The sequence below is a fragment of the Corynebacterium sp. genome (assembly GCF_030538285.1).
Taxonomy (GTDB): Bacteria; Actinomycetota; Actinomycetes; order Mycobacteriales; family Mycobacteriaceae; genus Corynebacterium.
In genome coordinates, this window is sequence record NZ_JAUNUG010000011.1 from 51,911 (window position 1) to 73,927 (window position 22,017).

The 22,017-nt window shown below is 66.4% G+C and carries 25 protein-coding genes; 16 read left to right on the forward strand and 9 right to left on the reverse strand.

What is annotated here, in order from left to right; translation table 11 throughout:
- The first annotated feature begins 49 nt into the window (after positions 1-49).
- Genes Q4G50_RS05515 through Q4G50_RS05530 form a run of 4 tightly spaced genes read left to right on the forward strand, consistent with a single transcriptional unit; the run spans position 50 to position 3,620 of the window.
- Positions 50-685, forward strand: coding sequence for an HD domain-containing protein (locus Q4G50_RS05515; RefSeq protein ID WP_303376650.1), 636 nt, complete (start codon positions 50-52; stop codon positions 683-685).
- On the forward strand, positions 685-2,181 hold the full coding sequence (locus Q4G50_RS05520; protein WP_303376651.1) for an acetyl-CoA hydrolase/transferase family protein: 1,497 nt from the start codon (positions 685-687) through the stop codon (positions 2,179-2,181). Before Q4G50_RS05515 ends, Q4G50_RS05520 begins: the two co-directional genes overlap by 1 nt.
- A 4-nt stretch (positions 2,182-2,185) precedes the next feature.
- Positions 2,186-2,329, forward strand: coding sequence for a hypothetical protein (locus Q4G50_RS05525; RefSeq protein ID WP_303376652.1), 144 nt, complete (start codon positions 2,186-2,188; stop codon positions 2,327-2,329).
- Complete coding sequence (locus tag Q4G50_RS05530; RefSeq protein WP_303376653.1) at positions 2,322-3,620, forward strand: amidase; 1,299 nt, start codon at positions 2,322-2,324, stop codon at positions 3,618-3,620. Before Q4G50_RS05525 ends, Q4G50_RS05530 begins: the two co-directional genes overlap by 8 nt.
- Here Q4G50_RS05530 and Q4G50_RS05535 read toward each other — a convergent pair.
- Positions 3,571-3,945 (reverse strand): hypothetical protein, encoded by a 375-nt coding sequence (locus tag Q4G50_RS05535; protein ID WP_303376654.1) that lies wholly within the window; start codon positions 3,943-3,945, stop codon positions 3,571-3,573. The genes Q4G50_RS05530 and Q4G50_RS05535 overlap by 50 nt on opposite strands.
- 91 nt (positions 3,946-4,036) lie before the next feature.
- Between Q4G50_RS05535 and Q4G50_RS05540 the strand changes: the two genes are divergently transcribed.
- The 4 genes from Q4G50_RS05540 to Q4G50_RS05555 all read left to right on the forward strand — a co-directional run bounded on the left by Q4G50_RS05540 (position 4,037) and on the right by Q4G50_RS05555 (position 7,415).
- The gene (locus tag Q4G50_RS05540) at positions 4,037-4,447 is read left to right on the forward strand and encodes an HAD-IA family hydrolase (RefSeq protein ID WP_303376674.1); all 411 of its coding nucleotides are present in this window, start codon (positions 4,037-4,039) and stop codon (positions 4,445-4,447) included.
- Position 4,448: 1 nt separating this feature from the next.
- On the forward strand, positions 4,449-4,955 hold the full coding sequence (locus tag Q4G50_RS05545; RefSeq protein ID WP_303376655.1) for a hypothetical protein: 507 nt from the start codon (positions 4,449-4,451) through the stop codon (positions 4,953-4,955).
- A gap of 82 nt (positions 4,956-5,037) precedes the next feature.
- On the forward strand, positions 5,038-6,081 hold the full coding sequence (locus Q4G50_RS05550; RefSeq protein ID WP_303376656.1) for a ferredoxin reductase: 1,044 nt from the start codon (positions 5,038-5,040) through the stop codon (positions 6,079-6,081).
- 14 nt (positions 6,082-6,095) lie between these two features.
- The gene (locus Q4G50_RS05555; RefSeq protein WP_303376657.1) at positions 6,096-7,415 is read left to right on the forward strand and encodes an acyl-CoA desaturase; all 1,320 of its coding nucleotides are present in this window, start codon (positions 6,096-6,098) and stop codon (positions 7,413-7,415) included.
- Between the two features lie 88 nt (positions 7,416-7,503).
- On the opposite strand, the gene Q4G50_RS05560 is transcribed toward Q4G50_RS05555, so the two are convergent.
- From Q4G50_RS05560 to aroA, 4 genes are all read right to left on the reverse strand, one after another.
- A complete protein-coding gene (locus Q4G50_RS05560) occupies positions 7,504-7,821 on the reverse strand; it encodes a hypothetical protein (RefSeq protein ID WP_303376658.1) in 318 nt (105 codons plus the stop codon).
- Between the two features lie 628 nt (positions 7,822-8,449).
- Positions 8,450-8,863, reverse strand: a complete 414-nt coding sequence (locus Q4G50_RS05565; protein WP_303376659.1) for a helix-turn-helix domain-containing protein — start codon at positions 8,861-8,863, stop codon at positions 8,450-8,452.
- Positions 8,864-9,095: 232 nt separating this feature from the next.
- Complete coding sequence (gene rsgA / locus Q4G50_RS05570; RefSeq protein WP_303376660.1) at positions 9,096-10,100, reverse strand: ribosome small subunit-dependent GTPase A; 1,005 nt, start codon at positions 10,098-10,100, stop codon at positions 9,096-9,098.
- Positions 10,093-11,382: a 3-phosphoshikimate 1-carboxyvinyltransferase gene (gene aroA / locus Q4G50_RS05575; RefSeq protein WP_303376661.1), complete on the reverse strand. Its 1,290-nt coding sequence runs from the start codon at positions 11,380-11,382 to the stop codon at positions 10,093-10,095. The genes rsgA and aroA overlap by 8 nt, the downstream gene beginning before the upstream one ends.
- Positions 11,383-11,392: 10 nt before the next feature.
- On the opposite strand from aroA, the gene Q4G50_RS05580 reads away from it, so the two are divergent.
- The gene (locus Q4G50_RS05580; RefSeq protein WP_303376662.1) at positions 11,393-12,055 is read left to right on the forward strand and encodes an SOS response-associated peptidase; all 663 of its coding nucleotides are present in this window, start codon (positions 11,393-11,395) and stop codon (positions 12,053-12,055) included.
- Here Q4G50_RS05580 and Q4G50_RS05585 read toward each other — a convergent pair.
- Positions 12,028-12,492 (reverse strand): aminoacyl-tRNA deacylase, encoded by a 465-nt coding sequence (locus Q4G50_RS05585; RefSeq protein ID WP_303376663.1) that lies wholly within the window; start codon positions 12,490-12,492, stop codon positions 12,028-12,030. The two genes, Q4G50_RS05580 and Q4G50_RS05585, sit on opposite strands and share 28 nt — an antisense overlap.
- A 46-nt stretch (positions 12,493-12,538) precedes the next feature.
- On the opposite strand from Q4G50_RS05585, the gene Q4G50_RS05590 reads away from it, so the two are divergent.
- Both Q4G50_RS05590 and Q4G50_RS05595 read left to right on the forward strand, forming a co-directional pair.
- A complete protein-coding gene (locus tag Q4G50_RS05590; RefSeq protein ID WP_303376664.1) occupies positions 12,539-13,135 on the forward strand; it encodes a sigma-70 family RNA polymerase sigma factor in 597 nt (198 codons plus the stop codon).
- Complete coding sequence (locus Q4G50_RS05595; protein ID WP_303376665.1) at positions 13,132-13,395, forward strand: anti-sigma factor; 264 nt, start codon at positions 13,132-13,134, stop codon at positions 13,393-13,395. The genes Q4G50_RS05590 and Q4G50_RS05595 overlap by 4 nt, the downstream gene beginning before the upstream one ends.
- 227 nt (positions 13,396-13,622) lie before the next feature.
- Here Q4G50_RS05595 and Q4G50_RS05600 read toward each other — a convergent pair whose 3' ends face one another.
- The gene (locus tag Q4G50_RS05600; protein WP_303359228.1) at positions 13,623-13,883 is read right to left on the reverse strand and encodes a WhiB family transcriptional regulator; all 261 of its coding nucleotides are present in this window, start codon (positions 13,881-13,883) and stop codon (positions 13,623-13,625) included.
- 454 nt (positions 13,884-14,337) lie between these two features.
- Here Q4G50_RS05600 and Q4G50_RS05605 point away from each other — a divergent pair, with 454 nt between their 5' ends.
- Positions 14,338-14,787, forward strand: coding sequence for a hypothetical protein (locus Q4G50_RS05605; RefSeq protein WP_303376666.1), 450 nt, complete (start codon positions 14,338-14,340; stop codon positions 14,785-14,787).
- On the opposite strand, the gene Q4G50_RS05610 is transcribed toward Q4G50_RS05605, so the two are convergent.
- Complete coding sequence (locus Q4G50_RS05610) at positions 14,784-15,980, reverse strand: hypothetical protein (RefSeq protein WP_303376667.1); 1,197 nt, start codon at positions 15,978-15,980, stop codon at positions 14,784-14,786. The two genes, Q4G50_RS05605 and Q4G50_RS05610, sit on opposite strands and share 4 nt — an antisense overlap.
- Complete coding sequence (locus Q4G50_RS05615) at positions 15,977-17,329, reverse strand: DEAD/DEAH box helicase (RefSeq protein WP_303376668.1); 1,353 nt, start codon at positions 17,327-17,329, stop codon at positions 15,977-15,979. Before Q4G50_RS05615 ends, Q4G50_RS05610 begins: the two co-directional genes overlap by 4 nt.
- A gap of 38 nt (positions 17,330-17,367) precedes the next feature.
- Here Q4G50_RS05615 and Q4G50_RS05620 point away from each other — a divergent pair, with 38 nt between their 5' ends.
- The 4 genes from Q4G50_RS05620 to Q4G50_RS05635 form a co-directional block, all read left to right on the forward strand.
- Positions 17,368-17,595: a DUF3107 domain-containing protein gene (locus Q4G50_RS05620; RefSeq protein WP_303376669.1), complete on the forward strand. Its 228-nt coding sequence runs from the start codon at positions 17,368-17,370 to the stop codon at positions 17,593-17,595.
- Positions 17,596-17,616: 21 nt separating this feature from the next.
- Entirely contained in the window at positions 17,617-18,519 is a 903-nt protein-coding gene (locus Q4G50_RS05625) for a DUF3152 domain-containing protein (RefSeq protein ID WP_303376670.1), read from the forward strand.
- A gap of 9 nt (positions 18,520-18,528) precedes the next feature.
- On the forward strand, positions 18,529-19,290 hold the full coding sequence (locus tag Q4G50_RS05630; protein WP_303376671.1) for a TIGR02569 family protein: 762 nt from the start codon (positions 18,529-18,531) through the stop codon (positions 19,288-19,290).
- Positions 19,291-19,293: 3 nt separating this feature from the next.
- The coding region (locus tag Q4G50_RS05635; RefSeq protein ID WP_303376672.1) for an ATP-dependent DNA helicase at positions 19,294-22,017 on the forward strand (2,724 nt) is incomplete at its 3' end.

Here is a 22,017-nt window from a genome sequence, read left to right on the forward strand (position 1 = left end):
GGCGGAAAGGACATGGCCCCAGTGTAAGCCAGCGAAGACACTAGGAAACATGACATCCATAGCAGGCATAACCTTCCCCGATTCCCCACTCGCCCGCGAGGCCACCGAGCTGGTCCGCGAAGCCACCACCGACCTTGTCTACGACCACTCTCGCCGCGTCTACCTCTTCGCCGCCTTGCGAGGCGAGCGTGACAACGTCACTTTCGATCCCGAACTCCTCTACGTCGCCGCCATGTTCCACGACCTTGGGCTCACCCGAACCTACGCCCGCGATGACCAGCGCTTCGAGATCGACGGTGCTGACGAAGCCCGCCGTTTCCTGCGCACCCACGGTATCGCTGACGCGGACGCCGACAAGGTGTGGGCAGCCATCGCCCTGCACACCACCCCCGAAGTGCCGCTGCACATGGGCGCCGAGATCGCTTTGCTCACCCGCGGTGTCGAGCACGATGTCCTGGGCATCGGCTACGACACCGTCAGCGATGAGGATCGGGCGGCCATCGTTGCCGCCCACCCGCGCCCGGACTTCAAGCGGGGCATTGTGGAGGCCTTCAGCGCGGGCATTCGCCATCGCCCGGAAACCACCTTCGGTAACGTCAAGGCCGACGTCCTGGCGCACACCGTCCCCGGCTTCGAACGCACCGATTTCGTCGAGGTCATCCGCAACTCGAAGTGGGCAGAGTAATGAACCGTATCGCCAACGCACAGCTCCGCAGCAAGGTCATGTCCGCCGACGAGGCCGCTGAGTTCCTCGACCACGGAGACACTGTCGGCATGTCCGGTTTCACCGGTGCCGCTTACCCCAAGGCACTGCCCACCGCCATCGCCGAGCGGGCGAAGCAAGCGCAGTCCGCGGGGGACGAGTTCCACATCAACGTCTACACCGGTGCCTCCACCGCACCCGACTGCGACGGCGTCATGGCCGAGGCCGGGGCCATCAACTACCGCATGCCCTATCAGTCGGACCCCTCCATGCGCGCCGCCATCAATGCCGGCGACATGAAATACCAGGACATGCATCTGTCACATTCCGCGCAGCAGGTGGAACACGGTTTCCTCGGGCGTATCGACGCCGCCATCGTCGAGGTCACCCGCATCACCGAGGAAGGCCACCTCATCCCCTCCTCCGGCGTGGGCAACAATGTCGAGTACCTCGATGCCGCCGAGAAGATCATCATCGAGGTCAACGAGTGGCAGTCCCTCGACCTGGAGGGCATGGCCGATGTCTACCGCATCCAGCGCCTGCCGAACCGCACGCCAATCCCCATCAGTAACTCCGGAGATCGCATCGGCACGACCTACATCGACATCGATGTGAACAAGGTGGTGGCGGTCGTCGAGACGAACGCACCGGACCGCAACTCACCCTTCAAACCGATCGACGAGACCTCCCGTCAGATCGCCGGTCACTTCCTCGACTTCCTCGAGGGTGAGGTCTCGGCCGGGCGACTGCGCTATGACGGCTACATCATGCAGTCGGGGGTGGGCAACGTCCCCAACGCCGTCATGGCAGGCCTGCTGGACTCGAAGTTCGAGAACATCCAGGCCTACACCGAGGTGGTGCAGGACGGCATGCTTGACCTCATCGACGCCGGCAAGATGACCGTCGCCTCCGCCACCTCCTTCGCGTTGTCACCGGAGTACGCGGAAAAGATGAACGCCGAGGCCGCCCGTTACCGGGAGCACCTGGTCACCCGGCCGCTGCAGATCTCGAACCATCCGGAGGTGATCCGGCGCGTCGGCCTCATTGCGTCGAACGGAATGATCGAGGCCGACCTCTACGGCAACATCAACTCCACCCACGTGGCAGGGTCGCGCATCATGAACGGCATCGGCGGATCCGGTGACTTCACCCGCAACGCTTTCACCTCGACGTTCATCTCCCCGTCGGCGGCGAAGGAGGGGGCGATCTCCGCGATCGTGCCCTTCGCCTCGCACATCGACCACACCGAGCATGACGCCATGGTGGTGATCACGGAATATGGCTACGCAGACCTGCGGGGGCTGGCGCCCCGGGACCGGGCGAAGCAGATGATCGCCGTCGCGCACCCGGACTACCGACCCCTGCTCGAGGAGTACGTCGAGAGAGCTGCACGGGGAGCGTTACATACCCCGCATGACCTCGCCACGGCCTTCTCCTTCCACACTCGGTTCCTCGAAACCGGATCAATGAAAGGCTAGGGGTATGGAGAAACTCATCCGGCAGCTCATGGAGTCCCGCGGAATCCCCGCCACGGAGGGTGAGATTGAGGTGCTCGCCGAACGGTACCGGGCGCTGCAGGCGCGCCGCCCTGCCAGTCCGGGCCCGGAGGTATACGCCGATGAGTGATCTCCTCTCGCTCAGTGCACTCGAAGTTGGCCGCGCCATCGACGCCGGCGACGTCACCCCGACCGAGCTTGTCGACGCTCAACTGCAGCGCATCGGTACCCTCGATGGTGAGATCGGCGCCTATATTTCAGTGCGTTACGACGCCGCCCGCGCCGAGGCCGCTCGCCTCACTGAGGAACTGGCGGCCGGGCACTCCCGCGGTCCCCTGCACGGTGTGCCCGTGGCGCTCAAGGACAGCATCTATCTGGCCGGCGAGGTGACCACCCTGGGGTCTCAGACCCACCGGGATTACATCGCTCCCTATGACGCCACGGTGGTCACCCAACTGCGAGAAGCCGGGTGCGTCATCCTGGGCAAGCTTCACATGAATGAGTACGCCTGGGGCATCACCGGGGAGAACCCCTGGTTTGGGCCGGTCCGCAACCCGGTCGTCCCAGGCACGCTGGCCGGTGGATCCAGCGGTGGCAGTGCGGCGGCAGTGGCGGCGGACCTGGCGTTCGCCACGCTGGGTGCCGACGCCGCCGGCTCCATCCGCCTACCCTCCGCGGTATGCGGCGGGGTAGGTCTGAAACCCACCCACGGGCTCGTGTCGACCCGTGGCGATGTGGCCCTGGCCCCGACCGTGGGGTGTATCGGCCCGATGACCGCAGATGTCGCTGATAACGCCGCCGTCCTCGCAGCGCTGACAGGGCGCACCTATCGGTTGGAGGCAGGTCCACTTACTTACGGTGTAGCGAGCTGGTTCCTCGACGGCGTCGACCGGCAGGTACTTGCCGTTTTCGACGGTGCACTGGAAGGTAAGGCCGTGCGGGAGCTGAACCTGCCTGCACTGCAGGATGCGCCGTGGGCTACCTCCACCATTGCTCTGGCCGAGGCGTCGGCGATCCACCACCGCACATTGCAGGAACGTGCCGAGGATATCTCGCTGCCCGTGCGGCTCAACCTGCAGCTGGGGGAGGCAATCGCCGCCGTAGACTACCTCGAGGCGCGCCGGGTCCGGGAGATTATCCGGGCGGAACTCGACCGCGCGCTGGAGACCGTCGACGTGCTCCTCGCGCCGACCCTGCCCTCCCCGGGGTTGTCCCCGCGTGGCGACCTCACGCGACTGCTGGTGCCCGCGAATCTCACCGGACATCCCGCCTTGACCGTGCCCATTGGCGTGGTCGACGGCCAACCGGTGGGGTTGCAGATTATCGGCCGCCACCATGATGAGGAAACCGTCTACCGGGCCGGGCAGGCTCTCACAGCACCCGGAAACTCAAAAGCTTGTCTCCGTCCACCCGCCCGGTGAAGGCAAAGGCGCGGCCGGTGGAGGTGGCGGTGCCGTAGATTTCGCCGTCGCCACGCAGGTGGAAAGACTCCTGCCGGACGGGGCGCCGGATACCCACTTTCTGACGCGCCGCCGCGTGCACCCGCACGGGCGGCGCGAAATAGTCGGCGCGGAGGTGATGTATGGGGCGCACCCCGAAGCATGCCTCCAGGGCAATCTGTGTCAGGGCCTCCGCGCGGCGGTGCGCGGGGGAGGGCTGGGACGGTGGGGGTGCGGGGGCGTCGATAAGCGGGGGTTGCGGGGTGAGCACCTTCAGGTGCGTGAGACCGGGGACGGGGGACAACATGGCTGCTCCAGTGAGTCACCGGGGACAGACGCGGGGTGGGCTGGGTATCATTGTGGCACGCCGAGAGTGAAATGACATGAGGGAGCAGCGCGTGCGTGGACTGATCGTGGATTATGTGGGAGTGCTGGACGGGCCGGAGGAGGAGCAGCGTCGCTGGCGCGAGCTGTTCGCCGCGGCGAAGACCAACGGGGTGTCCACCGCCATCCTCTCCAACGATCCGGGCGGCCCGGGCGCGGAGCACATCCGGGAGTGGGAGTACAAGGGCATCGTCGACGCTGTTGTGCTGTCGGGTGAGGTCGGCGCGGAAAAGCCGGAGGCTGAGGCCTTCGCTGCTGCTGCCGCCGCCATCGACCTGCCGATGAACGACTGCGTGCATGTCGATGACTCGATCCTCAATGTCCGCGGCGCCGTCGAGGCCGGTCTGGTGGGGGTGCTTTACCAGGTGTTTGACCGGGCAGTCATTGAGATCTGTTCCATCTTTGACATCGAGGGCGAGTTCTAGGGTGCGCGTCTACCTGCCGGCAACGTTTGGCATGCTCACCACGCTGCACGAGACGGGCACGATGTCCGCGCGCTCCGGATGGGGCTTCGCCGCCACGCCCGCGCTGCTGGAGTTCTACACCTCGGGTGATGAGGATGAGATCGGTTACGCCGCTTTTCTTGACGCCGCGGAGGCCTCCCTGCGGCTTTTGGCCATCGGCGATGAGGAGACCTTCCCGCACCGCCGGGTGGTGGTCTCGGTCGACGTCGCCGATGAGGTGGTGACGCTGGCCCCGGACAACGGGGAGTCTGTCGTGGCATTGAATCCCGCACAGATCCGCGTGGAGGACATCGCGGCGATCCACATTGACATCGAGGAGTCGGAGGCAGCCACGCAGGCTGCCGTCGAGCTTATCGACGCCGCCGATCTCGGCGATGAGGACGCCGAGCTCACGGTCGGTGATGCGCAGGACAATTTCATGGCCTTCTATGACCCGACTGAGCTGCCCTTCCTTATAGAACTACTCTGAGATAGTTTTGCGGGTGATAGACAACCTGGTTACGTTCGCGTAGGCTACGCGGACGTAACTATTTGACCCGAAGGAGGGGCCGATGACCGAATCGCCCGATGGACTTGCCCGCTTCCGCAGCGTCCTGCGCCGTTTCACCACACCACTGTTGCCCGATGACTACACCGTCCTGGCCAACCCACTGTGGTCCAAGCGCGAGCTGCGCGGCAAGATCGAAAGCGTCGAGCGCTTCCCGGACGACACCATCCACCTGGTCATCCGCCCCGGTTGGGGTGTCCCGGTGTCCTTCGAGGCCGGCCAGTACATCGGCATCGGCCTGCGCGTCGACGGCCGCTACACCTGGCGCTCCTACTCGCTGACCAACACCCCGGACACCCGCGACGGGCTGTTCTCCATCACCATCCGCGCCGTGGAAAAGGGCAAGCTGTCCAACCACCTGGTGGGTACCGCCCGCCCGGGCATCAACGTCCGCCTGGCCGCCCCGGCCGGTGATTTCCACCTGACCTACCCGCTGCCGGAGAAGCTGCTGTTTGTCACCGCCGGCTCCGGCGTCACCCCGGTCATCGCCATGCTGCGCAGCATGGAGGGCCACCGCGCGGACACCGACATCAAGGTCGTCCACTCGGTGCGCAACCGCTCCGACCTCATCTTCGAGGACGTCCTCGACAGCTACGACTCCCATATCCAGGTCACCTCCGAGGAAGGCCGCGTCTCCCCGGCCGTGCTCGAGGAGCTCGTGCCCGATTTCCGCGAACGCGTCGTCTACGCCTGTGGCCCCGCCACGATGCTCGATGAGCTCGAGACCTGGGCCTCCGAGCATGACCTGGAGATCCGTGTCGAGCGTTTTACCCTCGACCGCGCCTCCGATGCCAAGGGTGGCACCATCACCTTCGCCAAGCGTGGCATCGAGACCACCGTCGACGGTGCCACCACCATCCTCGAGGCTGGCGAGGCCGCCGGCGTGCAGATGCCCTTCGGCTGCCGCATGGGCATCTGCCAGACCTGCGTCCGCGAGCTTGTCGACGGCCACGTGCACGACCTGCGCACCGGCGACACCAAGGAGCCCGGCTCCCGCATCCGTACCTGCGTCGGCGTGGCCGCCGGCGACGTCGTCATCGACGCTTAAAGGAGACTTTCACCATGGCTATCGACAACATCAAGGCATACTCCCACCTCACCGACGAGGACATCCGCGAGATCGGCCGTCGCCTCGACGCCATCAAGGAGGAGTTCGAGGCGGACCTCGGCGAGAAGGACGTCCGCTACATCAAGGGGCTCATCCGCACCCAGCGCTACATGGAGATCGCCGGCCGCGGCGTCCTCCTCTTCTCCGGCTACCGCCCCGCGTGGCTCGCCGGTGTGGCACTGCTGTCGCTGTCCAAGATCCTCGAGAACCTCGAGATCGGCCACAACGTCATGCACGGCCAGTGGGACTGGATGAACGACCCGGAGATCCACTCCACCACCTGGGAGTGGGACAATGTCTGCCCGTCCTCCCAGTGGATGCACACCCACAACTTTGCGCACCACAAGTACACCAACATCCTGGGCATGGACACCGACGTCGGCTACGGCGTCCTGCGCGTCACCCGCGACCGCAAGTGGACCCCGATGCACGCCTTCCAGCCGGTCATCAACCTGACCCTGGCGTCGCTGTTCCAGTGGGCCGTCGGCTTCTACGACGTTGAGCTGGGCAAGATCCCGGCCGGCCGCGCCACCTGGAAGGAAATCTCCCCGAAGTTCTGGGAGACCATGCGCAAGGCCGGCACCCAGGGCCTGCGTGACTACGTGCTCTTCCCGGCCCTGTCCGGCCCGAACTTCATGTCCACCGTCGCCGCGAACGCCACCGCCAACCTTGCGCGTTCCGTGTGGGCCTACGCCGTCATCTTCTGCGGCCACTTCCCGGATGAGGCCGAGACCTTCACCAAGGAGCAGTGGAAGAACGAGACCCACGACGAGTGGTACCTGCGCCAGATGCTTGGCTCCGCGAACTTCAAGGGCGGCAAGATCCTCACGATCCTGTCCGGCAACCTCAACTACCAGATCGAGCACCACCTCTACCCGGACATGCCCTCCAACCGACTGGCGGAGATCGGCAAGCGCGTCGAGGCGATCTGCGAGGAATTCGACCTGCCCTACAACACCGACTCCTTCCCGATGCAGCTGCTCAAGGTCCAGAAGACCCTGCTCAAGCTGACCCTGCCGAACAAGTACCTGGCCGCCGACCGCGACAACGCCCCCGAGGTGCGTTCTAACGCGGCGTTCACCAAGTACCCCTCCGTGGCGGAGAAGCTGCACGTCGGCGCCGATGAGTCCGGCCGCCGCGCCGGCCTGCGCACCGGTCTGCCGCTGCTGGCCGAGCTGCGCCCGACGGTCAAGGAAGCCGTGCTCAACTTCTCCGGCCGCACCCCGGAGTGGCGCAAGAAGGTCGCCGCCGCCGAGGCCCAGAAGGCCGTCTAAGGCATATCTTGGTAGGTATATCACTCCAGGTATAGGTCGAGTGGCCGCCCTCTCTACGGGGGCGGCCACTCGACCTATACCTGTCAAGCTATGCCTGGGGAGATATACCTTTCGCGAACGCCAGGGCCGGGCTGGTGAACACGCGCCCGACGGTGGCCAGGTGGGCGTCGAAAAGCGCATCGCAGGGGCGGCCGGCGAATTGGCCGAGAATCCCGACGATGCCGGACGCCATGAAGGTGGTCACAGCCCTGACATCTTCGCGGGAGGTGTCGAGGTGGAAGCGGCGGGTCCATGCTTGCTGTAAGACCTGTTTGAGGTGGGTGACCAGCGCGGGGGAGCCGTCGACGCCGACGAGCAGGCAGAGGCCTTCCACTGCCACCCGGGTATGGGGGTAGCGCGAGGTCATCGACCGAGTCGAAGTAGTCGGCTACAGCTTGTGGTGTAGGCGCCGGATGCAGCTTCTCACGACCTCGGCGAATTGAGGGGCGCCCACATCGATCAAGCGAGCCGCCAGGTTGAAGGAGTTGCCTCGACTGCGCCAGTAGGCTTGTTGTCTAGCGGCTACGCGCTCGATGATGTGAGGTGCGGTGTCGGCTACCAGCATCAGGAACGAATCTGATGTGTGAATCTCGAAGGGGTACTCGTCGGCGTTGGCAAGGCTGTGAAATGACGTGTCATCGGTGACGAGGTATCCGGCGCTTCCTTGAAGCGCGGCGTTGATGACGTGCCAATCTCCGGCGTCGGGGTGGCTTCAATCCGTGATCTCATACCCGCTGATTTCTCCCGCCGGTACCGTGCGCCGCAAGCGTTCAAACCGTGAGTGGATGGCGTCGGCTGAGTGATCGGGATTGAGGTTTCGCAGGTGGTAGCTGGCCTCGCTGAAGATATCGTTCGTCCAGAGAATCTCGAAGACTGGGTGTGAGTCTTCGAGGTGAAGAAGGCACACCCAGTCGGTCAACGTTCTTGAGAACCAGATGTTCGCATCGAATAGTGCTCGATTTCCCACTTGCTTAGGTTATCCGACAATGGCCGAGCTATGGTTCCAGAACCAGCTCGTCTTCGTCTTCTCTCCCGGCGTCGAAGGCGGCGCGCGCCTTGTTCCGGCGCTCTTCTTTAGCCTGCAGAACATGGGAAGTGAGCAGCCTGTGGTGGGTGCCGACTTTGTGTGCCTCGATCTGGTTGTTCCGAATCATTTTCATGAGGGTGGGGCGAGAGATTCCCAACTGTCTTGCTGCTTCCGTTGTAGAGAGTTCGGCAGGCAGCGTACCGACGGTGACGGTTGCGCCAGCCGCCGTAGCGGCAATAACTTGCTTGAGAAGCTTCTCCAGTTCGTAAAGGTCTGCGGACTCGGTGAAGAGCTGGAGGGCGCCGCCTTGTTCGGCAGCCCTCTTGGCTTCCCGTGCGGCTTGGGGGGTGACAGTAATCGGGCGCTGAAGTGTCTGGGACACGGTGACTCCTTTCCATGGCCGTGGCGGACTTTCACTTGTAAGTGAAAGGTTACGGAACCTGGTGCAGTTAGGCAAGAAGTAATGGCGTTCTTCCATGGTTCCGGCGGCGGCTGGGTCGGCCAAGCTAGAGACCTGCGTTGCGCCGTACCCCTTTGTGTGCGGGCCACAGTTAAAACCCCAGGTCGCAGAATAGGGCCGGACACAAAGGGGTACGTGAGAACGCGCCCGCCGACTACAGCTCCCACTCCTCCTTGGAGCGTAGTGCCTCCAGGAGCTTGCGCACCGCGTCCCGGCGCCGCGCCGAGGCGGTGTCGGGCTCGAAGTCATCGAGCGCGCACTCCGGGTCGGCCGGGGGACCTAAGTGGGTGCAGCCGCGGGGGCAGTCCTCCACGGCGGCCGCCAGATCATCGAAGACCCCGATGACGGTCGCGTCGTCGACGTGGGCCAGCCCGAAGGAGCGGATGCCCGGGGTATCGATGATCCAGCCGCCGCCCTCGCCGGGCAGCCGCAGGGCCACGGACTGGGTGGAGGTGTGGCGGCCTTTGCCCACACCGGAGACCTCACCGGTCTCGCGGTAGGCGTCGGGAACCAGCCGGTTGACCAGGGTGGATTTGCCCACGCCGGAATGGCCGACCAGGGCGGTGACTTTCCCGGTGACGAGGTCGGTGACGGGGTCGAGGGGGTCGTCGACACCCGCGATGACGACCGTGACGTCGAGGTCGGCGAACTCGGCGGCGAAAGGCGTGGGGTCGGCGAGGTCGGACTTGGTCAGGCACAGCACCGGGTGGACGTTGCCGACGAAGGCGGCGATGAGTGCGCGTTCGACGAAGCCGGAACGCGGCGGGGGATCGGCGACGGCGGTGACGATGAGCAGCTGATCGGCGTTGGCGACGACGATGCGCTCGTACGGGTCAGTGTCGTCGGCGGTGCGCCGCAGGACGGACACCCTCTCCTCCAGTTTCACGATGCGCGCCAGCGTGCCCTCTTTTCCGGAGGTGTCGCCGACGACGCCGACGCGGTCACCGACCTCGACGGGGGTGCGGCCCATCTCGCGGGCGCGCATCGTGACTATCGCGTCCTCCTGCCCGTCGAGGACCACGCCCCAGCGGCCACGATCCTTGGTGACGACCATGCCGAATTCGGCGTCGTCGTGGGCGGGCCGATCCTTGGTGCGCGGGCGGGTGCCGCGGCGCGAGGGTCGGACGCGGACGTCGGACTCATCCCACTGTCTACCCACGCGCGACCATGTCCTCCCACATCGTCTCGAAGCCGGGGAGGGTCTTGGCGGTGGTCTGCACGTCTTCGACCTCGATGCCTTCGACGCGCAGGCCGATGATGGCGCCCGCGGTGGCCATGCGGTGGTCCGCGTAGGAGTGCCACACACCGCCGTGCAGTGGGGCGGGGGTGATGCGCAGGCCGTCGTGGAGTTCCTCGCAGTTGCCGCCGAGCTTGTTAATCTCCGCCGCCAGTGCCTCCAGCCGGTTGGTCTCATGTCCGCGCAGGTGCGCGATGCCGGTCAGCTCCGAGGGGGTGGTGGCCAGGGCGGCCAACGCGGCGACGGTCGGGGTGAGCTCGCCGATGTCCGACATGTCCAGGCTGATGCCGCGCAGTGCGCCCTCTTCCGGCCCGGTGACCTGCAGATCATGCCCGGGGCCGGACTCGGCGGTGATGATGTCGACCTCGCAGCCCATGGTCTCCAGGATGAGACGGATGGCGTCGCCGGGCTGGGTGGTGTCCAGCGGCCAGTGGCGCACCTTGACGGTGCCGCCGGTGACGGCCGCCGCGGCGAGGAAGGGGGTGGCATTCGACAGGTCGGGTTCGATGATCCAGGTCCGTCCCTGGATGGGGCCGGGGTGCACGGTCCAGGAGTTTTCGGTGACGTCGACCTTGACTCCGGCGAGACGCAGCATGGCCACGGTCATCTCGATGTGCGGCATGGAGGGCAGGCGCCCGCCGACGTGGCGGACGGTGATGCCCTTGGTGAAGCGCGGGCCGGCGAGCAGCAGACCGGAGACGAATTGGGAGGAGCCGGAGGCATCGATCGCCACGACGCCGCCTTCCGGGGTGCCGCCGCCGTTGATGGTGAAGGGCAGGGTGTTGCCTTCGACGCGGACCCCGAGGGTGCGCAGGGCATCGAGGATGGTGTTCATCGGGCGGACGCGGGCCTGGGGATCACCATCGAAGACGACGGCGCCGTCGGCCATGGCTGCTACCGGCGGGACGAAGCGCATGACGGTGCCGGCCAGCCCGCATTCGACCTGTCCGCCGTGGAGGGGGCGGGGTTCGACGTGGATGGATCCACCGGCCTCGCGGATGTGCGCGCCGAGGCTGCGCAGGGCACCGGCCATGAGGTCGGTGTCGCGGGAGTGCAGGGCGTTGTCGATGACGGAGGGGTAGTCAGCGAGGGCAGCAAGAATGTAGGCACGGTTGGTGATCGACTTGGATCCGGGGACGTGCTGGGTCCACCGGATCGGTCCAGAAGCAGTGGGCGCAGGCCAGAGGGCGGTCATGGGGTCCATAATAGGCATTATGTGTGGTCGTTTCGTTCTGTTCACTACCGACGAGTCACTTCTGAGCGCTGTCGGCACCCTCCCGGGGGTCATGGAGGTGCATGCCCCGGAGGGCACGCCCGGCCCCCGCTACAACTTGGCCCCGACCCAGGTGGTTCCGCTGGTGCGTCTCGACGCCGCGACGGCCCAGGTCGATCCCGCCCGGTGGGGTTTGCTCCCGCACTGGAAGAAGGATGATTCGGGCCCGCCGTTGTTTAACGCCCGCGGGGAGACGGTGGCCACGAAGCCTAGTTTCCGTGATGCGTTCAAGGCTCAGCGCGGGTTGATCCCCATGGACGGCTATTACGAGTGGCATGACGACGGCAGTGGCAAGCAACCGCATTTCGTCTCCCTCGGCGAGGTGATGTGGGTGGCGGCGTTGTGGGCGACGGGCCTGGATCGTTTGTCGGCGACGATGGTCACGACTGACTCTCATGGTCCGCTGGAGTGGTTGCACAACCGTCTGCCGCGTCTGCTGGCGACCGAGGAGATCGAGCAGTGGGTCACCGGCACCCCCGGGCAGGCTGCCGAGTTGCTGCACCCGACCCCGCTGGATTATCTGGAGCGTCTGACGGTGCGCCCGGTGGATAAGGCCGTGGGCAATGTCCGCAATGACTATGCGGAGCTGATCGCCGAGAACTGAGCCCCGGTCAACCGCGCCAGATCGCCTGGGTCAAGCGCGATGTCAAGGCCGCGGCGCCCGCCGGAGATATAGACCAACTCCTGCATCTCGACGCTGGCGTCAATCACGGTCGGCAGCAATCGTTTCTGGGCCAGTGGGGAAATACCGCCGGGGACGTAGCCGGTGGCGCGCTGCGCCTTTCCGGGGTCGGCCATACTCACAGACTTCACGCCTAAGGCTGCTGCCGCCTTCTTCAGGGAGAGTGTCGCTGGAACAGGTACGCAGCATGTGGCCAGCCCGCGGCCGGTGTCGACGATGAGTGTCTTGAGGATCAGCCCCGGATCCACCGCCAGCGCAGCGGCGGCATGATCGCCGAAATGCGAGGTGCCGGGGTCGAAGGTGTGGAGTTGGTGGGGGACGGTGGCGTCGATAAGCAATCGGACAGCGGGAGTGGACACTCCACTATGATGGAACGAACCAGCCCTGACCACAAGAAAGGCCCCGATGCCACAGACCCGCTTCGAGGAGGAGGCACTGCCGCTGCTTGACCAGCTTTATGGCGGTGCCCTGCGGATGACGCGGAACCCGGCCGACGCCGAGGACCTCGTGCAGGAGACCTACCTCAAGGCGTACAAGGCGTTCGATTCGTTCCAGCCCGGCACCAACCTCAAGGCCTGGCTGTACCGGATCATGACGAACACCTACATCAACGCCTACCGGAAAAAGCAGCGCCAGCCCGCGCAGTCACCCACCGAGGAGATCAGCGACTGGCAGCTCTACACCACCAGCTCCCATGACTCCACGGGCCTGGAATCCGCCGAGGTCGAGGCGCTGAAGAACATGCCCGACGGGGCGATCGGCGAGGCCATGAACCAATTGTCCGAGGACTACCGGATGGTCGTCTATTACGCGGATATTGAGGGGTTGGCGTACAAGGAGATCGCGGAGATCATGGACACCCCGATCGGCACTGTCATGTCCCGGCTGCACCGGGGAAGAAAGCAGCTGCGGGGGCTGTTGAAGGAAGTGGCACATGAACAGGGGATTGGCCTGGACCACCCCGACATGGACATCACGACCCGGGAAGTGAGCAAGAAATGACGACACCCTGTAGCGGCCGCTGCGCAGACATCCAGGCCCAGTTGTGCGCGCTTTTTGATCCGTCGACCACCCCGGAGCGTGCGCGGGAGATCCTGGCTGCCGTGGCCGAATGCCCCGACTGTCATGGGCGTCTGGAGTCGGAGCAGGAGATTCGGGCGTTGCTGCGTAGGTGCTGCTCGGCCGAAGCTTCCGCGCCGGCGGCACTGCGCCAACGTATCACCATGGAGATCCGTCAGGTGCGGGTGACCCGCTTTCAGTAGGGATGAAGAAAACCGCCCGTCGAGAAGCTTCTCGACGGGCGGTTTTCGCCGCATTAACGTCCTGATTTAGGAGTTCGGGCGCTTACCGTGGTTTGCGCTCTTCTTGCGACGGGCACGGCGCTTGCTACCACGCTTGCTCATGTGATTCTCCTTGGGTGAGGTGGTTGTCAACTTCCGACAACTCTAGCGCTCAAGGCCCGGTCGCGAAAAATTGAGAGGTATCTTGCTTAGGCGGCGACGCGGGTGCGGCGGCCGCGGGAGTTGCGGCGCTTGAGGGCGCGGCGCTCGTCCTCGGACATACCGCCCCACACGCCGGCGTCCTGGCCGGACTCCAGGGCCCACTTGAGGCACTGGGAGGTGACGGGGCAACGGTTGCAGACGATCTTGGCCTTGGCGATCTGGGTCAGGGCCGGGCCGGAGTTACCGACCGGGAAGAACAGCTCGGGATCTTCGTCGCGGCAGACGGCTTCGTGGCGCCAATCAGACATGGTTATTCTCCTTACACAGTTGGTGAAACGCGGACTTGTAGATGTGCACACCAAGGGACGGCCACTGGATGGCCCTCGAGAAAAGTTGCATCCCCCACGGTGATCGGGTCCGGGCCGGAGCCCTCCCTCGGTTCACGTGGTGTTAACTCTGTGGTGTGTCAGAGTTAAGGGCCGGTTAACTGCCCGGCCGTTTTTGCTACCCGAGAATAATGACACGTGAACAGCACGTGCGCTAGGGGTAAACGTCTAAAAGTGAGCGAACTCACAGCTTTAGATGCGCTGCGAAGGTTGTGAAGTGGCCTGTGTCACTGTTTGAGGTCGTGTAGACAACTCCTGTGACCTGCGAAGATCGTTCTAGGCACTCATGCATGTTCTCCCGCAAAACGTCAAATCTCCCGCCTCCTGGGCCGGTCAGGGGACTGACCCTGGGGCACGCACTATAGACTCAGTACCCGTGACGAACGTGAACTCCCGCCCCCAGCGTCCCCAGCGGCCCCGCCCGCCCCAGCAGATCCGCTGGGCCGGCCTTATCGCGATCGTGCAGTCGGTGATCATCCTCACCTTCGCCACCATCGGCATCGTCCGTGACTTCATGGGGCACGTGGAAGAGGATCTCGTCTCCGACAGTGCCAACATCAACTGGGTGGGCACCGGCACGGGAGTGTTCCTGTGGATCATCTTCGGCGCGGCCATCTTCGCCTCCATCTGGATGATGCTCGGCCACCAATGGGGCCGCGGCCTCATCGTCTTCCTGGAGATCATCATCCTCGGCCTGGCCTACTTCATGTTCAGCGGCGGCGTGTGGTGGGCGGGCCTGCTCACCGGCCTGTCGGCGATCATCGCGCTGGTATTGCTGTTCAACCGCCGCTCCCTCGAATGGGCGGAAGCCACCCACGGCTTCTAGGCCTGCAGTCCGTGGAGCGTATCGCCCCGCTTCTCGACGACCACCCCTCCCGCCATGCCGAGCGTCACGTCACCGTTCCAGTCCCCGCGGTCCACGGGGAGGATCCTCTCCTGTTCGCCGGTGACCCAGTCAATGACCGCGATGCCCTCGGCGACCGGCAGGAGGAGACGATCGCCGACGGCGACGCCCGTACCGAGCGCTCCCTCGATCACGTGCTGGACCTCCAGCTCGGTGGGGGAGAGCAGCACGAGGTGGGCGCCGTCGTACCAGGTCATGTGGTGTGGCAGATCAGCAGTGGCGGAGCGCGGTGCGTCGGCGGTCCGCGAGGCTGGGACCGAGGAACGGTGCAGCTCGGTGCCCTCGGCGGAAAAGGAGACCACCTCGGCGTCGATAAGCACTGCCGCGGCCGACTCCCCGATGGCGACCAAGCGATCGTCGGGGGAGCCCAGCGGCACGGAAGCGTGGAGTTCCGGCTCGCGGGAATCCTCCGGCGTGGTCTCCTGGAGACGTAGCCAGGTGCCGTCAGCGCAGACCTCGGTGACAGCGAGAAGGTCGGAACGAGTCAAAGCGCTGGTGAGCTCACATTCCGGGTGCGGCTGCAGGTGCGGTTCCTGCACCCCTTCGACCTCGCCGTACTCAACGGTGCGCACCAGGTCGGAGCGCCACAATTCCAGACGGGAGGCCCCCTGGGTGCCGATACGGTCATTGGAGGCCACCGGCACCACCTGATCCGGGGCGATCGCGCTGCGGGTGCGGTGATACTGGCCGGTGGAGGCGTCGATGCTCACCACGTCGCCGCAGCCCTGGGAGGCCCGCCAGGTGGTGACCACGCGCCCCCAGGCCGCGCCGAGCGAGCACAGTTCCCGGTCGTCGCGGGTATAGCTCCACACGGTCTCACCCGAGGCGGGGTCCAGGGCGGCAACGGTGTGGGCATCGTGGGCGATGACCAACCCGTCGATGCTCACCGGGCGGGGTACCGCGGACAGGGCGGCGGGCGCGGTCCAGGTTTCTTGCAGGGCCGCGGGGACCTCATCCAGCGGGGCGGTGGCCTGGAACTCCTCGGCGGCCGGTGTGAGCTCGGAGGAACGAATCGGGGCGGTTGCCCACACCCCGGCCACTGCGGCCACGGACACCGCAGCGAGCACGGCTGTCGCGATGAGATCGCCGCGTGTCCGACGCAGGGGGCGGCTCATCGACGGCGGCCCCGGTCACCCCGGGAACCACGCTCACCGCGGGAGCCGCGCGCACCCCGCGGGGTGCGTCCCCGGACGGCAGCTGCCGCGCCGCCGAAGACGCGGCGGGGCTTGCCCACCGATTCTTGGGCGCCTTCGGGGATGGAGAGGGCGTCGAAAAGCTCGGGTGAGGTGGAGAACCACTGCGGGGGCTCCGGCATATCCAGGCCGAGCTCGTCGTTGATGGCCTGCCACTTGTTCAGTTCGTCGTAGCCGACGAGGGTGACCGCGGTGCCCGAATGCCCGGCGCGGCCGGTGCGGCCGATGCGGTGGACATAGGTCATCGGGTCGTCCGGGGTCTGGTAGTTGATGACATGGGTGACATCGTCGATGTCGATGCCGCGGGCGGCGACGTCGGTGGCCACGAGGATCTCGATGGTGCCCTCGCGGAAGGCGCCCAAGGACTTCTCGCGGGCCGGTTGCCCCATATCGCCGTGGACGGCGCCGACGGCGAAACCGCGTCCGGCCAGCTCCTCGGCGACCTCGGCGGCGGTGCGCTTGGTGCGGGCGAAGATGATCGTGCGGCCCCGACCCGTCGCCTGCAGCACGCGGGCGGTGACGGCGGCCTTATCCATACGGTGCGCCATGAACACGACCTGCTCGGTGGTGGAGTGGGTCTGCGCGGCGCCGACATCCTCGGCGCGGATGTGCACCGGCTGGGAGAGGAAGCTGCGGGCCAGGGTGATGATCGGCCCAGGCATAGTCGCGGAGAACAGCATCGTCTGGTGCTCGTGCGTCAGGGCGGTGAGAATCTTCTCGATGTCGGGCAGGAAGCCGAGATCGAGCATCTCATCGGCCTCATCGAGAACGAGGATGGCCACCTTATCCAGTTGCAGGTCGCCGCGCTGGTAGAGGTCGATGAGACGGCCCGGGGTGCCCACGACAACGTCGACGCCCTTGTTCAGGGCCTCGATCTGCTCCTCGTAGGGGCGGCCGCCGTAGATGGTGGTCAGCCGCACCGGCAGCTTTGCCGCGGCGCGCTCCAGATCCTCACCGACCTGCACCGCCAGCTCGCGGGTGGGCACGACAACCAGGGCACGCGGGGTGCCGTCGAGCTCTTCCACGTCCGCGGAGTCGAAGACCCGGTCCAGCAGCGGCACACCGAATCCGAGGGTCTTGCCCATGCCGGTGCGCGCCTGCCCGATGAGATCCGTGCCGTCGAGAGCCAGGGGCAGAGTCAGCTCCTGGATGGCAAAGGTGCGGGTGATGCCCTGCGCGGCCAGGGCCTCGCAGATCTCCACAGCCACGCCCAGTTCGGCGAAGGTCGGGGAGGCGGACTGGGAACCTGGAGTGGAGTCAGATGCGGACACAACCTAGATACTATCGCCCCCGGTCTATGATGGGGCCCATGGATATCAAGATCGGTTTTGCAGATTCGCCCCGTGAACTCGTCATCAGCACGGAAGACAACCAGGATGACGTGGCCAATCAGGTCACCGAAGCCCTCAACAATGACCATGCGACGCTGCAGCTGACCGACGCCAAGGGGGTCCGCTACATCGTCCGCGCCCGTCAGATCTCTTATGTGGAGCTGGGCACCACCACTCAGCGTTTCGTCGGTTTCGCGGGCGCCTGACACCTCTGATTAGCTGAGTTCATGCGTTCCCGTCCTGCCGAATCCGCGTCCTCGTCTGCGTTCGCGCGTTTCGCCCGTGAACTGGGATGGCGTGTCTATGCCATCCCGGTTCTTCTCATCATCACCATCTGGGTGCTGGTTGACGTGTTCACCGCGCCCGCTGACCCCGGTGACGGTGAGTCTTTGGCGCAGGAGGTGACGCCGGCGTCGGAAAGCGAAGGGCGTGATGGCCCGGACCCGGCGGACGCGCCTGAGCAGCAGATACCCCTCAATCAGCTGCCGCCGGGTGGGCCTTATACGGAACGCGGTGAGGGGACGTTCCGGGTGGTCGGTAACCCGGGTTTGGCAGTCGGCGAGGGCGAAGAGACCGTCGTGCGTTTCGTCGTGGAAGTGGAAGATGGGGTGGATACCGCCGGATCGGGAGGCGATGACGCACTCGCCGCGATGATCGACGCCACCTTGTCTAACCCCAAGGGCTGGACCAACGACACCGCTTTCCGTTTCGAGCACGTGGGCCCCGATGAGGAGCCGGACATGCGCATCCAGCTCACCAGCGTGGGCACGACCCGCGAGATCTGTGGCGGGCAGGACCTGGAGATGGAGACCAGCTGCCACATCCGTCTCAACGGGGTCAGCCGCGTCATCCTCAACGAGTCTCGGTGGGTGCGCGGCGCAGCCCCCTTCAACGGTGATCTGGGCTCGTACCGCCAGTACCTGGTCAACCATGAGGTGGGTCACGGGCTGGGTTATGCTGCGCACGAGGCCTGTGGCGGTGACGGGGAGCTCGCGCCGATCATGATGCAGCAGACGCTGTCGCTCAACAACGCGGAGCTGTACTCGCTCAACCCCGATGAGGTCTACCCGGATGAGCCGGTGACCTGCATCTATAACCCGTGGCCCTACCCGCGGCCCGCGGTGTTGTAGGAGATGGCCGTGTATCAGGACACAGTTCCGGCCCACGTCGTCGACGCTTTTCAGGGGGAGCCCGGGGTGCCGGAGCCGGCCGGGCATGGTTGGGATCATGGCTGGCGGATCGGGTCTTTCGTCTACTCCCGGGCCTTGGGGGTGGCGGCCGGGTGGTCGGCGAAGCTGCGGCAGAATCTGCAGGTCGACGGCGTGCGCCTGGCCCGGCCGGTGCGGTCGACGGATGGCCGTTTCGTCGTGGCCGGGTGGAAGGCGTCGACGTGGATCGACGGGGAGCTGGCGCGCCGGGTGGATGAGACGGTGCTGGTGGCGTTGCGGCTCGCTGACGCGCTCGCCGGGCAGGCCCCGCCGCCGGATCCGGAGGGGGAGAATCCTTTCGTCCTGGCTGATCGCCGGGCCTGGGAGGAAGATGCCCCCGAGTATCGGGTCATCGACGCTTCCCTCCAGGTCGGGCACGCGGACCTGTTGGCCTGCACGTTGTATCACGGCACGCAGGCGCCGGTGGTGACGGATCTGGTGCCGTTTTCGACGCTGCGCCCGCACGGTTACACGGCGGCGTTGGTCATGGTTGACGGGCTGATAGCGGGTGCCGTCGATGACGGGATTATTGATCGTTTCCGTCATCTTCCTGACATCGATCAGTTGTTGTTGCGCGCCGTTGCTTATCGACGCCACGTCAACGACCTGCACCCATCGTCCAGTTCGAACGCGCGTTCGCACATTCGGCGGGTGGAGGATCTCCTCATGTCCGGGGTAGCTGATACAAACTAGGGCATGACCTCACCTGCCCCCACCCCCGTCGTCCGCCTGGTCTCCCGGGCACGCGAGATGCCCACCCGTTCCTGGCCGGGTGAGCTCCCGTTCGCCGGGGTGTGGCGGGTGACCGGACCCGCCGGCTCAGGTGTGTCCAGTCTGCTGGTGGACACCGTTCTGGCACGCATCGCCGCCGGCCATGACCCCTCCGGCATCCTCGTCGTCGCCGCCTCCAAGGAAACCGGTGCGCTGTTGCGCCGGGAGCTCAACGATCGTCTTGCTGGAAGTGACTTCGCCTCGGAGGCGCCGCTGGTGCGCTCCATCCACTCACTGGCCTTCGCCCTGCTGCGCGACGCCTCCCCGGATCCGGTGCGGCTGATCACCGGCGCGGAGCAGGACGCTGTCATCCGGGACCTGCTGCGCGGTCACGCCGAGGAGGGGCGAGGCCGGTGGCCGGCCGAGCACCGCCCGGCGCTCACCTTCGTCGGTTTCGCCCGCCAGCTGCGTGACTTCCTGCTGCGTGCCGCCGAGCGTGGACTCTCCCCGGAGGATCTGGAGGCGCTCGGGCAGCGGCACGGCCGCCCGATCTGGACCGCCGCGGGGGACTTCCTCCGCGAGTACGAGCAGACGATGGCCCTGTCCGCAGCCTCCAGCTACACCAGCTATTCCGCCTCCGAGCTGGTCAGCGCGGTACTGGAAAAGCCCGTCACCTCGCAGTGGCACACACTCATCGTCGACGACGCCCAGCACCTCGACCCCACCTCCGCGGAGCTCATCCGTCGCCTCATCCCGGGCACGGAGCTGGTGGTCATCGGCGGTGACCCAGAACAGTCCATCTTCCGCTTCCGTGGCGCGACCCCGGAGTTCCTCACCGGCCTGGACGTCGACGACGAGATCCGCCTCCCCGAGTCCCGGCGGCAGCCGGACCGCGAGGTTGTCATCGTCGACTCCCCGTCGGTGCAGCACGCCTTCCTCGCGGACCGCATCCGCCGCGCCCACCTGCTCGACGGCGTCCCCTACTCCGACATCGCGGTCATCGTCCGCTCCACCGGTCAGCTGGCCCCGGTCCGCCGCGCCCTGCTGGCCGCCGGCGTGCCCGTCCACCTCAACCCCACGGACGTCGTCCTGTCTGAGCAGCGGATCGTGGCCAATGTTCTCCTCGGCGTCCGCGCACTCACCGAGGAACTGAGCCCCGCCGACCTCGAGGAGCTGCTCCTCGGGCCTGTCGGCGGCGCCGACCCCGTCACCCTGCGCCGCCTCATCCGCGGCCTGCGCCGCTTCGATCCCACCGCCCGCGGCATGGACACCCTGCGTTCCCTGCTGCTTCCCGACGTCCCGTTGCCCGAGTTCGAGGGCCTGCTCACCGACCGTGAACAAGCCATCCTCGGCCGCATCCGCGGCGTGCTCGAGTCCGGCCGCGCCGCCCTGGGGGATGGTGTGGAGGAGGTCCTGTGGGCCGTGTGGTCAGCCACCGGGCTCGCCGACCATCTCCTCGCGGCCTCCCTCCGAGGTGGAGCGACCGGCTCCCAGGCCGACCGCGACCTGGATGCCATGATGTCGCTGTTCGACGCCGCCGGCGACTACGCCGAGCGTCGCCCCACCGGCTCCGTCCGTGGTTTCCTCACCCACATCGCCGAGCAGGAGCTGCCCACCGGCGTCCGTGACCGCCGCAGCGCCACCCCGGAGGCCGTCACCCTGCTCACCGCCCACGGCACCGTCGGCGGGGAGTGGAGCCACGTCGTCGTGGCCGGCGCCCAGGAGGGGGCGTGGCCCTCGCTGGGGTCCACCGGTTCGCTCTTCGGCCAGGAGGAGCTCGTTGAGCTCGTCGACGCCGGGATCGACCCCGACCTGCCCGTCTCGCACACGGCTGACAGGTTGGCGGAAGAACGTCGCCTCTTCCACGTCGCCACCTCACGCGCCACCACGTCGCTGCTGCTTTGCGCCGTGCACGCCCCGGACGCGGACGAACCCACCGAACCCTCCCGCTTCCTCGGGGAGTTCTGCACCGCCCACGGCATCGAGGTGCAGCGTTTCGCCGCCGACCCGGCGGACGAAAAGGCCGAGTACGACCCCCTCCACGTGCGCCTGCTCTCCGTGCCGGGGCTACTCGCTGAACTGCGCCGCGTGGTGAGTGACCCCGCCGCCCGCGGCGGCGAGCGCGCGCAGGCCGCCCGACAACTCGCCCGCCTGGCGCGGGCCGGGGTGCCCGGGGCCGACCCGGAGGAGTGGTGGACGACGACGGCGGCGTCGACAAGCGAGGCACTCCCGGCGGTCACAGCCCTGTCACCTTCGCGCATCGAGGGGCTGCTGACGTGCCCGCTGCGGGAGGTCATCCAGCGCCTCGTCGTCGAGGAGGAGACCCCCGAGGCGATGGTGCGGGGCTCGCTCGTCCACGCCTTCTTCGAGGCGCTCGGACGTGGGGCTGATGCCGACGAGGCGATGGCTCTCACGGTCGCCGCCTGGGAGTCCCTGCAAAGGTCGCCGGCATGGATGCGGGCGGCCGAGAAGGAGACCTTCGTCACCCTCCTCACCGAGGCCGCTGGCTGGCTGCGCTCGCGCCGGATCAACTACACCCAGGTCGGCGTCGAGGTCGGCGTCAGCCAGGGTGAACGGCACGTTCATCCAGCTGCGGGAGTCCAGGGCGACGGGGTTGGCGTAGAAGGCCGAGCCGTCGATGGCCGCGTACAGGGCGGCGGCCTTGGCCTGGTTGCGCTCGCCCATCGCGGCCAGCCCGCCGTGGCGCTC